Origin of the sequence: Pseudoalteromonas sp. Z9A4, assembly GCF_011378845.1 — a bacterium.
In the GTDB taxonomy this organism is placed as follows: domain Bacteria; phylum Pseudomonadota; class Gammaproteobacteria; order Enterobacterales; family Alteromonadaceae; genus Pseudoalteromonas; species Pseudoalteromonas arctica.
On the sequence record NZ_WTLA01000023.1, the window covers coordinates 1 to 12,682 of the forward strand.

A 12,682-nucleotide genomic window follows, 5' to 3' on the forward strand; every position below is an offset into this window, starting at 1 on the left:
AAGAAAACGGCCCAAAAGTAGGACCGTTCGAATTTCAAAAACTCGGTACACCATTAAGTCAAAGCATGCTTAACTGAATGGTGTTAGCTCAAGAGCGACTTTAAATATTTACTATATGTGAACTATGAGTGCTTAAATGCAATTTCACCGTCGATATGAATATCACGCTGCGGAAAAGCAATCACTACATCATGCTTTTCAAATACAGCATAAATACTAAAACGAATATCACTGCGTACTTTTCTAAGCATGGTTTCAGACTCGGCACATACCCAAAAAATAGCATTAAATACAAGTGAGCTGTCAGCAAAGTCATCAAATAACACTGACGACTTTGGATTAGCCAATATAGATTCATGGTCATCAAGTACTTGTTGTATTAACTTTTTAACAAGTAATACGTCTGATCCATAGGCAACACCTACACTGACCGATGAGCGGGCATTGCCATCAATTAATGTCCAGTTTGTTACTGTGTTTTCTAGTAGTTGGCTGTTAGGTATAAGCATATGTACGCCATCGTTTCGGCGAATACGTGTTGAGCGTGTATTTATTGTTTCTACCACACCTTTTGCATTACCTACTTCTAAAAAGTCGCCTATACGTATTGGGCGCTCCCACATTAATATCCAGCCACTAATAAAATTATTAATAATATTTTGGGCACCAAAACCAACACCAATGGCAATAGCACCCGATACAAATGCAAATGCAGTAACGGGAATGCTGAGCACTTCTAGAGAGGTAAAAACCAAAATAGCGATACTAATAATAAAATAAATACGCGTAAATAAATGCACAGCATCTTGGCTTAACTTTTTTGCTAATAAGGTTCTTTTTATTAGCTTACCTATGCGCGTAACAACAAACCAAATGGCAAAGAGTATTAAAGGTATTTTAATAATTTTGGCTACGGTTATATGTATATCGCTGTAACTAAATACAACAAAGGCAAGAATTTGGTTTATTTGTTCTAACGTCATTTATTTTTCCAAACAAGCAAGGAGCGCTTTAAAATTAAATCGCTTTAAGTGAAATAGGTTCAGTGTTAGGTAAGTTTAACCGTCATAATATAACTAAAACGCGAAGTTAATAAGTTCAATATGTACTTTATATACAATTTATTAACCAACTATTGCAACAAGTGCTATATATGTAGTTAAAGAGCACTGGAGGTTACTATGTCACAACTTACTTTAAATCAACGACTAGCCACTCTACAACCGCAAGTAGATCTAAATTTATTTGAGAGTAGCCTAGATTATCGCAACAAAATATTATGCTTACTTGCCCAGCAAGAGCAAACATTAGCTACTATTAATAAAGAATTTGGACAGCAGCAACCAACGAGCATTGGCTCTGAAAAAAGATTTGTTCTTGGCTACAATTAAAATTCTCAATACACTAATTATTCCCTTTTTATATATCTAGAGTAGCTCAAAGGATGTTTTTAGAGCTACTTTTACCTACCTTAATGTTAATTATTAGCTAATTTGCGTTCAAATCCCCCTTAATACCGATAAACTTTATTGTATATAAATCAAAATTTGGTAAGTTAACTGGGTTTTTCGACTCGCAAAGCCTATTTCGGCTAATTTTCCTATGGAGTTATTATGCGTAAAACCCTGATCGCCACTACTATAGCTAGTGCACTAATACTATCGGCCTGTTCAACAACTGAAACAAAAGACACGGCAAAAGAGAGCGCAGCTCAAGTACAAGATATGAACGCAGACAATGTTTTATTTAAACCAAGCCCATTACAATACATGGCACCAGAGTTTGATAAATTTGGTACAAAAGACTACGAAGCTGCATTCGATGCTGGTATCGCACAGCACACGGCACAAGTACAAGCCATTGCTAACAACCCTGCTCCAGCAACATTTGAAAACACATTAGTTAAAATGGAATTGTCAGGGGAGCTATTAAATCGCGTATCGGCTGCTTTTTATAACTTATCTGGTTTAATTTCAGATGCTGAATACCAGCGTATTGATGAAAAAATGGCGCCTGTATTATCTGCTCACTCAGATGATATTTACTTAAACGGTGAATTATTTAAGCGCGTACAAACAATTTACGACAATCAAGATAAATTAAACGCAGAAGATAAACGCCTAGTTGATTTTTACTACAAGCAGTTTGTAAAAGCAGGTGCTAAATTAAATGACGCTGAAAAAGCTAAAATGCGTGAAATTAACTCAGAGCTAGCTCAGCTATCTACTGCGTTTTCACAAAACATTTTAAAATCGTTTAAAGAAGACGTTATTGTAGTTACAGACAAAAGTAAATTAGCGGGTCTTTCGGAAGGCGAAATTGCAGGCCTTGCAGCTTCAGCTAAAAAAGCGGGCAAAGACGGCTACATGATCACTTTGGTAAATACAACGCAACAACCAATTTTAAGCAGCCTTGAAAACCGCGACCTACGTGAGCGAATTTTTAAAGCTTCTGCAAACCGTGCAGCAAAAACTAACGGCCCTATTATTATTAAAGAAACCAACCTACGCGCTCAAAAAGCAGAGCTTTTAGGCTACAAAGATTGGGCTTCTTATGTAATGACGTCGCGTATGGCACAAACAACTGATAACGTTTACGGCATCCTTGATGACCTAGCACCAAAAGCAGTTGAAAAAGCAAAAATTGAAGCAGCCGCTATTCAAAAAGTGATTAACGATTCAGGCGAAAGCTTTGAGCTTAAACCATGGGATTGGACTTTTTATGCTGAAAAAGTACGTGCAGAAAAGTACAACTTAGACCCAGCACTTGTTAAACCATACTTTGAAATGCAATCGGTTATTCACGATGGCTTATTCTTTGCAATGAACAAACTGTACGGTATTACGTTTAAAGAACGTAAAGATCTTCCTGTTTATCATGAAGATGTAACCGTATACGAAGTATTTAACGCTGATGGCAGCGCTATTGGTTTATTTTACTTAGACCCATATGCACGTGAAGGTAAACGTGGCGGTGCATGGATGAGTGCATACGTTAGCGAAAGCGGCTTAAAAGGCACCAAACCTGTTATTTACAATGCGCAGAACATTCCAAAACCTGCTGCAGGCGAGCCTACGCTAATGACGTTTGACGAAGTGTCTACTATGTTCCATGAATTTGGTCATGCTGCACACGGGTTATTCTCAGATGTTAAATACCCAAGCCTAGCGGGTACTGCAACAGCGCGTGACTTTGTTGAATTTCCGTCACAAGCAAATGAAGATTGGATGATTGAGCCTACGGTACTTGCTAACTATGCGAAACATTACAAAACAGGTGAGCCAATTCCACAAGCTTTACTTGATAAAGTACTTGAATCGCAAAAATTCAACCAAGGTTACGGCACTACTGAGTATTTAGCAGCAGCACTACTTGATATGGAATGGCATTCATTTGGTTCTGATAAGAAAATTACTGACGTTCAAAAGTTTGAGCAAGACGCATTAGAAAAGCATGGTATTGCTTACTACCCTGTACCACCGCGTTATAAATCAAACTTTTTTAGCCACACATTTGCAGGTGGTTATTCAGCGGGTTACTACGCGTACCTATGGACTGAAGTGTTTGCAGCAGACGCCTTTGCACATATGGAAAACAACGGCGGCTTAACACGTAAAAATGGTGATAAGTTCCGTAAAGAAATCCTATCAAAAGGTAACAGCCGCGACTTAATGCAAAGCTACATTGAGTTTAGAGGTCAAAAACCAACTACCGACGCACTACTTAAGCGCCGTGGTTTAGTTGAATAGTTAATAACTTAGTTTATTAATTATTGCTTTATAAAAGCCCGCTTGCGGGCTTTTATTGTTTATACATTAATTTATAACAGATAAACTGCTGCCATTAATTATTTAGAGACGACGGCTATGCGGTACTTATTTGCAGTAACTTTACTTTGGGCATTTTCATTTAGTTTAATTGGTGTGTATTTAGCAGGTCAGGTTGATGCATGGTTTAGTGTGTTAATTCGCATAGCACTAGCAACTATCGTATTTTTACCATTTTTAAAGTTTAAACAAACACCTAAACCTTTAGCCTTAAAGCTCATGCTGATTGGCGCTATACAACTTGGTGTTATGTATAGCTTTTACTACCACTCCTTTTTATTTTTAAGCGTCCCCGAAGTACTGTTATTTACCGTAATGACCCCTATTTACATTACTTTATTAAACGACGCGCTTGAAAAGAAATTCAATCCACGGTTTTTTATAGTTGCACTTATTGCTGTTTTTGGCGCAGTTGCAATTCGTTATGAGGACTTAAACAACAACTTTTTAATCGGCTTATTACTCGTACAAGCTGCCAATATTTGTTTTGCAACAGGGCAAGTTACTTACAAACGTTTAATGGTAAATAATACACTTGACGATAAAGCGATATTTGGTTGGTTTTTTATTGGGGCGTTAATTGTTGCCATTATATGCTACGTTTTATTTGGTGATGCAAGCAAACTCCCAAGTACATCTACCCAGTGGGGCGTGCTTATTTATTTAGGTATTATTGCCTCTGGTCTTGGCTATTTTGCATGGAATAAAGGCGCAACGCTTGTAAATGTAGGTGCCTTGGCAGTTATGAATAACCTTCTCATTCCGGCTGGTATTATTATTAATGTACTTATTTGGAACCGAGACGCTGACATAGTCAGGTTAAGTATTGGAGCTGGCATAATGTTAGGCGCCTTGTTAGTGAATCAAGTTATTAATAAAAAAGTAAATTAATACGTTTGTAGCTAAATTGTCATTAATAATCATTAAGGTAGTACAAATTTTACTTTTTAAGGATAAACAATGAAACGTATCACCTTACTTACAAGCTGTATATTGTTAGCCACACTTGCTGGCTGCGACGACGATGTAGAAATAGTAGAAAAAGAAGTGGTTGTTACCAGCACAGAAGTTGAGATTGTTGAAGTGCCTACGCCTATTATTGTAGAGGTACCAAGTGGTGATGCGCCAGATATTCAACTAGGCACTCGTCCTTATTATCTAGTAGATGATATGAGCGACAGCAACTTAAAAACACAATTAGAATCTTGTAGTGAAGGTCCTTTTTACCGCACCGACTTTTCTATTGGTCATCGCGGTGCATCAATGCAATATCCTGAGCACACCAAAGAAGCCTACATTGCTGCAGCCAGAATGGGCGCAGGCATTGTTGAATGCGATGTTACATTTACAAACGATAAAGAACTAGTATGCCGCCACTCTCAATGCGACTTACACACCACAACTAATATTTTAGCCATCCCTGAGCTTGCAGCTAAATGCAGTGTGCCATTTACACCAGCCGACCCTACTAATGGTATTGCCGCTTCAGCTAAATGCTGTACCAGTGATATAAGCTTAGCGGAATTTTTAACCCTTGAAGGTAAAATGGATGGTGCAAACACTAATGCAACTACCGTTGCCGACTACATGGATGGTACACCAAATTGGCGCACTGACTTATATGCTACCCAAGGTACATTAATGACCCATAAACAAAGCATTGCACTGTTTAATGGGATGGGGGTAAAAATGACCCCAGAACTTAAATCGCCACAAGTAAGCATGCCATTTGATGGAATGACGCAAGAGCAATATGCGCAAAAAATGCTAGACGAGTACACACAAATGGGCGTGCCAGCCTCAAAAGTTTATCCGCAATCGTTTAACCTTGATGACGTAAAATACTGGATTAACACTAACCCTGACTTTGCAGATAAAAGCGTATACCTAGATGGTCGCGACAGTGAAGCCGGATTTGATCCAAGTAACCCACAAACATGGCAACCTGGTATGGACGAACTTGTGGCTGACGGCGTTAAAATTTTAGCCCCTCCAATTTGGATGATGCTAACAATAGATAACGAAAATAATATCGTGCCATCACAATACGCAATTGACGCAAAAGCAGCAGGTTTAGAGCTTATTGCATGGAGCCTTGAGCGCTCAGGTCCGCTTAATGAAGGCGGTGGATATTACTATCAATCTATTGCTGATGTTATAGATAACGATGGCGATATGATGACGGTCGTTGATGTGCTCGCAAAAGACGTTGGGGTAATGGCTATATTTTCAGATTGGCCGGCTACCGTAAGTTATTACGCTAGTTGTAATAAAATGCCTGCAAGTATTTAAATACTCGACAACAAAAGTCGTTTATTTTATCGCGCTCAGTTACCATATCATTATATATAATTTTATTTAACTGAGCGCTTTTATGATAATTCAACAACATAACGCAGACTTGCCAACACCTACAGGTTTAATGCGAACAACCATCTATCGCCCTCAGGCGCAAGGGCAATTCTCTGCTATTATTTTTTATTCTGAAATTTTTCAGCAAACTGCACCTATTGCTCGCAGTGCAGCTATTTTAGCAAGCCATGGTTTTGTAGTGTTCGTACCGGAAGTATTTCACGAGTTAAATCCTATGGGCACTGTGCTTGCTTACGACGATGCAGGTAAAGATAAAGGCAATGCAGATAAGTGGGCAAAACCACTTGAGCATCATGATAGCGACACGCAAGCCATGATCGACTTTATAAAGCAGCAGCATTACTGCACAGGTACAGTGGGCGCTATGGGCGTATGTATTGGCGGGCATTTAGCTTACAGAGCGGCGCTTAACCCTGAAATTAAAGCGGCTTTTTGCTTATACGCAACTGATATTCACAGCGACACATTACCGGCAAAATCAGGTAATAACTCATTTGAACGCATGGCTGATATACAAGGCGAAATTCACTTTATATGGGGTAAACAAGACCCGCATGTGCCACAAGAAGGTCGCACTAAAATATACCAGCAATGCGTAAGCACTGGCATTAATTACCAATGGCAAGAAGTTAATGCCCAGCATGCCTTTATGCGTGATGAAGGTGAGCGATACGATGCAGCCCTTGCAATTAATATGTATCAACAAGCGGTTGCATTATTTAGCCGTACTTTATAAGTGTTTTATAAATATTTAAAAAGCGAAAATAATTAAACGCTTTTCAGCATACCCAAGGCGGTATGCTGTTTTACAAAATATGCTTTTAAGTAATCAATAAATAACCGTAGCTTTTTAGAACCCGCAGCTCCTGGCGGAAATACTCCGTACAGTTCAATATCTTTGCTTTTATAATCATCTAATATTATTTCAAGCAGCCCAGCTTGTACTTTAGGCCACGCATCGTAAAGCGGAATACGCCCAATGCCATGCCCCGCTTCTACAAAGGCAGTACGTGCAGCTGCGTTATTAGTACTTAAGGCGCCTTGCATTGCAATGTCGTGTTTTTTGCCATCTTTTGAAAGTGTTAACGTTTTACTTCCTAGCTGATAAACCACCCATTGATGATCTGCCAATTCTAAAGGCGTTTTAGGTTTACCAAAATGTGTAAAGTAATCCGGCGCGCCACAAATACAAGTGCTCATTGTAGTAAGCTTGGTTGCTTGCAAGTTGGAGTCACTCAGTGCCACACCCCTAATTGCAAAATCGAACCCATTTTTAATAATATCAACCACATCGTCAGTAAGCTGTAAGTCTATTTTAATTTTAGGGTATTGGCGCTTAAACGTATTTATTGCGGGCACAATTAGCTGCATTCCCACATTCACAGGGCAGCTAATTTTAAGTAAACCTTGCGGCTCACTCTTTATATTTTCTATTTGCTGATTAGCTGCATTAGCTTGTTCGGTAATTATTCTACAACGCTCATAATAAGCAATGCCCGCCTCAGTCAGCGCCATGGTACGAGTTGAGCGATTTAATAAAGTGACTTCAAGCTGGGTTTCTAACTTTTTTAAATGATAACTTGCTACGGCTCGCGTAAGTCCTAACTGTTTAGCGGCAGCGGTTAAGCTGCCCTGCTCTACAATTTGCGCAAATACAACCATGCTCTTTAACTGCTCAAACGACACCTTCATATGTGCTCCGTAACGTATTTTAAATTCAACCCCTCAATTGTATCAATTATTAAACCAATAAAGTTAAATTTATCATCGTTGTTTAAAGCTCTGTTAGTGCATATAGTAGTTGGTAAGCAAAATAAACTAATTCAAATCATCAGAAGGAATATATTCAATGTCTAAAAAAATACTTATGGTTCTTACATCTCACGCAGAACTTGGTAACACTGGCGAAAAAACAGGTTTTTGGGTAGAAGAATTTGCAGCCCCTTACTATGCATTTGTTGATGCAGGCGTTGAAGTAACATTAGCGTCTCCAGCTGGCGGTCAACCACCAATTGATCCGACAAGTACGCTTTCTGATTTTCAAACAGATGCAACTAAACGTTACGACGCCGATAGCGCAGCACAAACACTTATGGCAAACACTAAAGTGTTGAGTGAAGTAAAATCTAACGATTTTGATGCTGTATTTTACCCAGGCGGTCACGGTCCATTATGGGACTTAGTTGACAACGCAGATTCAATTTCGCTTATCGAAAGCTTTGTAAAAGAGCAAAAGCCTGTTGCTGCGGTATGTCATGCAAGTGCTGCATTTTTAAATGTTAAAGATGCCGATGGCAATGCATTAGTAGCGGGTAAAAAAGTAACTGGTTTTACTAACTCTGAAGAAGCTGCAGTGCAACTTACCGATATCGTGCCATTTTTAGTTGAAGACGAGCTAATTAAAAAAGGCGGCGATTATCAAAAAACTGACGACTGGGGCGTATTAGCGCTAGTAGATGGTTTAGTAATTACCGGTCAAAACCCAGCAAGCTCTGAACTAGCAGCCAAAAAACTATTAACTAAACTAGGTTAATAGTGAGTAAAAATTAAAAATAAGCACAGCATTTTATGCTGTGCTTTTTTAATTGCTTTTCATTAGCAAATACAATTCCTATACTGGCAACTCTTAAAGTCAATTAGGGCGATTATATGGCAACCAAGCCAACCACACTGTCATTACTAACTAGTACCCGCTTCGCAATTTTTAGTATTGTTGTTCTTTGCTTCGTACTACAAGTGATCAATAGCCTACCTGGTATAAACCTAAATGGTTTAGGCATATATCCACGCAGTATCCAAGGCTTAATAGGCATACTATGCGCACCTTTTTTACATGGTAGCTGGTGGCACTTCGCCAGTAATATGATCCCATTTGTAGTGTTAAGTTGGCTAATTTGCCAGTACAGCGTAAAACGTTTTTATAACGTATTTATTTTTACCGCTCTAGTTTGTGGACTGTTAGTTTGGGCATTTGGGCGCAGTTACATACATGTTGGTTTAAGCGGTGTTATATATGGTTTATGGGGCTTTATTCTATGCTACGGCTTAGTAAGACGCTCATTAAAATCAATTATAATTGCTGTTGTAGTGGCTATACTTTATAGCGGTTTTATATGGGGTGTTTTACCCCAGCGCTATCATGTATCGTTTGAAAGCCATTTATTTGGAGCGCTAAGCGGATTGTTTTTAGGTTATAGATTAGCAAAAGCCGATAAATTAAAAGGTCGGTAAATTAAGTATTAGTGCCTTTAATTAATTTTTTATGGCCACATTTACCATATATGTATTTCATCTAACAGAGGTTATTTATGAGTGATAAAAACGAATACACGCCACCAAAAGTATGGACGTGGGAAAGTGAAAGTGGCGGTAAGTTTGCCAGCATTAACCGCCCAATTGCAGGCGCGACTCATGACAAAACTCTACCTATTGGTGAGCACGCATTTCAGCTTTATTCTCTTGCTACGCCAAATGGTCAAAAAGCTACGATCATGTTTGAAGAGCTTTTACAGCTTGGTTGCACCGATGCAGACTATGACGCATATTTAATAAACATAGGTGATGGCGATCAGTTTGGATCTGACTTTGTTGATATTAATCCAAACTCAAAAATCCCAGCGCTAATGGATCATTCAACCACGCCGCCTACTCGCATCTTTGAATCTGGTTCTATTTTACAGTATTTAGCTGAAAAATTTGATGTACTTATACCTAAAGATCTAAAAGCTAAAACTGAGTGTCGTAACTGGCTATTTTGGCAAATGGGCTCAGCGCCTTACTTAGGTGGCGGGTTTGGTCACTTTTATAGTTATGCACCAAGTAAAATGCAATACCCTATTGACCGTTTTACCATGGAAACTAAACGCCAGCTTGACGTGTTAAATCGCCATTTAAGCGAAAATGAATACATGGCAGGTGATGAATACTCAATTGCCGATATTGCAATTTGGCCGTGGTACGGATCGTTAGTGCTTGGAGCTTTATATGATGCAGCAGAATTTTTAGATGTTGCCTCATACACCCATGTTGTACGCTGGGCTACGCAAGTATCAGAGCGCCCTGCTGTAAAGCGCGGTCGTCGCGTAAATCGCACATGGGGTCCTGAAGAAGAGCAAATGGCAGAGCGCCATAACGATAGCGATTTCGAAGGTTAAATCTATAGAACAGCAAGTAAGGTCGTTAACACTTTAACCTGCTTGATAATTTTAGGGCTCAAAATAAATATTTATTTTGGGCCTTTTTACTTTTTAAACTTTTTTTATCCCTCCCGTAAACTATATTTACTTTTACATTAAAGTTTTATTTAGCTGCGTAAAGGCTTATTAAGCTCTTTGTATTACCAGTATTGCATTAGTGTAATTTGCTAAATGGTTTACTTAATTTCCTAGGGGTTGTTTTTGAAAAAGGTTTTAATTAGTGCCATATAACAATTTAAGTAATAATGAGCGAAAAGAAGCGCTCAAAATTTTATACTCGAATGCTATTTCCGGAATTGCCGTTTCTATATTAGTAAGTGTTGCTTTAGTCTTTGCTTTTAATATAAATAATGAGAAAACTAACCACGATAAAATAGTATGGTTTGGCATAATAATGTGCGTACTTACTTTGCGCGTTATTGATGTAGCGCTTTTTTTTAAAACTCAAGAGTCTAACCAACCTTACAAAATACATTCTTATATAAGTCGCTTTACAATTGGCTGTATATTAACAGCCATGTCTTGGTGTGGGTATGCTCTTTGGTTTCATAGCACATCATCTACTGTAGAGGTTACTACGACTATTGCTATTTTATCAGCGCTTGCCGGAGGCTCTGCAAATTTACTGTCTGGTAGTCGTTTTACAGCAGTTTTATATAGCTTTACTTTATTAGCGCCGTACTCTTTTTTACTCACACTTTCAAACGATCGTTTCCACCATATATTGGGGTTATTAGGTTTAACTTTTTCCACAATTATGATTGCTTCATCATATAAATCAGCCACATTTACACATAGTGCTATTAAGCTCAAAAACCAAAACCGAGAGCTACTTAATGAAATGGAAAACAAGGTTGAACAACGTACTGAAGAAATTTACCGCTTATCAAATACCGATCCACTTACTAATCTACTAAACCGAACCGCATTTTTAAAAAATGCAAACAAACAACTCGCCGATAATCCTAAAGAACCCTTTGCTTTATTATTTGTAGATTTAGATGGGTTTAAACAAATCAACGATTCGTTGGGTCACAAAGTAGGCGATAAAGTATTAAAAGAAATAGCACTGAGAATTAGGAATGTATGCAACCAACAACTCTATAAATGCCGATGGGGTGGAGATGAGTTCTTAATTTTAGCAACGTATCAAAATCAAACTGAGCTTTTCGAGTTTGCAAATAAAGTACTTCAAAGCATTAGTGCCGAACATGAAACATATAAATATCAAAAATGGGTATCGGCAACTATTGGAGTTGCTATGTACCCTGAGCACGGAAATGACTTAAATACCTTAATTCGCTCTGCTGATACCTCAATGTATCACCAAAAGCGGGTGGCTAAAGGTAATATTAATATTTATAACGATTCACTCAAATTAAAACAAGAAAGGGAATACCTCTTAAGTCAACGCTTAGCCAGTGCCATAGAAGAAAACAGCTTAAGGCTAGTATTTCAGCCAATTGTAGATAGCAAAACATCAAAAGTAACCTCTTTTGAATCATTATTACGCTGGCAACTAGACGGCGAAAATGTTTTTCCTGACGAGTTTATAACTATTGCCGAGCAATACGGTTTGATTACCGAGTTAGGTATTTGGATAATAGAGCAAGCATGCGTACAAGCAAAAAAATTCATTCACTTACAACCACAAATTGCTATAAGCGTGAACGTATCGGTTATTCAACTACAAGATCCAGAGTTTGCAACTAAGGTATTAAAATTAGTAAATAACCATCAGGTAGAGCCTAAAAATCTACATATAGAAATTACCGAGTCAGTATTTGCTAAGGATAAACTCACGTTTTTGACAGCCGTTAAAGCACTACAAGAACAAGGCTTTTGTATTTCAATTGATGATTTTGGAACTGGCTACTCATCACTATCAAGCATGCTTGATATTGGCGTAGATATAGTAAAAATAGACAGAAGTTTTATTCAAAATATGGATAAAAGAGGGTTAAGTATTATTCATGCAATTGTACAAATGGCTTCATCTTTAGATTTTGCTGTTGTTGCCGAAGGCGTTGAAACTATTGAACAAGCAAACACGCTTACTAATATTGGTGTATCTCACCTGCAAGGTTATTACTTTTCAAAACCGATGGAAGTAGATTTTGTAGACGCTTATCTGCATGGGCAAAACAAGCTGTGTAGTTAACACTACCCCTTATAAAAAGCAGCAGAGTTTCAATTTATAAGCTCGCGTGCTGGCATTTAAATTAACTAAACATAATCTTACAATTACTTACACCCAGTACATAGTAATTAGCGTAGGCTAAATAT

11 protein-coding genes are annotated in these 12,682 nt (G+C 38.2%); 9 read left to right on the forward strand and 2 right to left on the reverse strand.

Annotated features, from left to right (window positions below):
* Positions 1–122: 122 nt before the first annotated feature.
* Positions 123–983: a mechanosensitive ion channel domain-containing protein gene (locus GQR54_RS15040; protein ID WP_166378656.1), complete on the reverse strand. Its 861-nt coding sequence runs from the start codon at positions 981–983 to the stop codon at positions 123–125.
* Positions 984–1,181: 198 nt separating this feature from the next.
* Here GQR54_RS15040 and GQR54_RS15045 point away from each other — a divergent pair, with 198 nt between their 5' ends.
* The 5 genes from GQR54_RS15045 (at position 1,182) to GQR54_RS15065 (ending at position 6,936) form a co-directional block, all read left to right on the forward strand.
* Positions 1,182–1,391, forward strand: a complete 210-nt coding sequence (locus GQR54_RS15045; protein ID WP_166378658.1) for a hypothetical protein — start codon at positions 1,182–1,184, stop codon at positions 1,389–1,391.
* A gap of 222 nt (positions 1,392–1,613) precedes the next feature.
* Positions 1,614–3,749 carry a M3 family metallopeptidase gene (locus tag GQR54_RS15050; RefSeq protein ID WP_166378660.1) on the forward strand — a complete coding sequence of 712 codons (2,136 nt, stop codon included), beginning with the start codon at positions 1,614–1,616 and terminating at the stop codon, positions 3,747–3,749.
* A gap of 117 nt (positions 3,750–3,866) precedes the next feature.
* On the forward strand, positions 3,867–4,718 hold the full coding sequence (locus GQR54_RS15055) for a carboxylate/amino acid/amine transporter (protein WP_166378663.1): 852 nt from the start codon (positions 3,867–3,869) through the stop codon (positions 4,716–4,718).
* Between the two features lie 69 nt (positions 4,719–4,787).
* On the forward strand, positions 4,788–6,119 hold the full coding sequence (locus GQR54_RS15060; protein ID WP_166378665.1) for a glycerophosphodiester phosphodiesterase family protein: 1,332 nt from the start codon (positions 4,788–4,790) through the stop codon (positions 6,117–6,119).
* Positions 6,120–6,201: 82 nt separating this feature from the next.
* Positions 6,202–6,936 (forward strand): dienelactone hydrolase family protein, encoded by a 735-nt coding sequence (locus tag GQR54_RS15065; RefSeq protein WP_166378667.1) that lies wholly within the window; start codon positions 6,202–6,204, stop codon positions 6,934–6,936.
* Between the two features lie 32 nt (positions 6,937–6,968).
* On the opposite strand, the gene GQR54_RS15070 is transcribed toward GQR54_RS15065, so the two are convergent.
* Positions 6,969–7,892 carry a LysR family transcriptional regulator gene (locus GQR54_RS15070; protein ID WP_010555363.1) on the reverse strand — a complete coding sequence of 308 codons (924 nt, stop codon included), beginning with the start codon at positions 7,890–7,892 and terminating at the stop codon, positions 6,969–6,971.
* Positions 7,893–8,049: 157 nt separating this feature from the next.
* On the opposite strand from GQR54_RS15070, the gene GQR54_RS15075 reads away from it, so the two are divergent.
* From GQR54_RS15075 to GQR54_RS15090, 4 genes are all read left to right on the forward strand, one after another.
* Positions 8,050–8,733: a type 1 glutamine amidotransferase domain-containing protein gene (locus GQR54_RS15075; RefSeq protein ID WP_166378669.1), complete on the forward strand. Its 684-nt coding sequence runs from the start codon at positions 8,050–8,052 to the stop codon at positions 8,731–8,733.
* Between the two features lie 116 nt (positions 8,734–8,849).
* Entirely contained in the window at positions 8,850–9,431 is a 582-nt protein-coding gene (locus tag GQR54_RS15080) for a rhomboid family intramembrane serine protease (RefSeq protein WP_166378671.1), read from the forward strand.
* Positions 9,432–9,508: 77 nt separating this feature from the next.
* On the forward strand, positions 9,509–10,354 hold the full coding sequence (gene yghU / locus GQR54_RS15085; protein ID WP_024589239.1) for a glutathione-dependent disulfide-bond oxidoreductase: 846 nt from the start codon (positions 9,509–9,511) through the stop codon (positions 10,352–10,354).
* Between the two features lie 262 nt (positions 10,355–10,616).
* Positions 10,617–12,557: an EAL domain-containing protein gene (locus GQR54_RS15090; protein ID WP_166378673.1), complete on the forward strand. Its 1,941-nt coding sequence runs from the start codon at positions 10,617–10,619 to the stop codon at positions 12,555–12,557.
* The last annotated feature ends 125 nt before the right edge of the window (positions 12,558–12,682 follow it).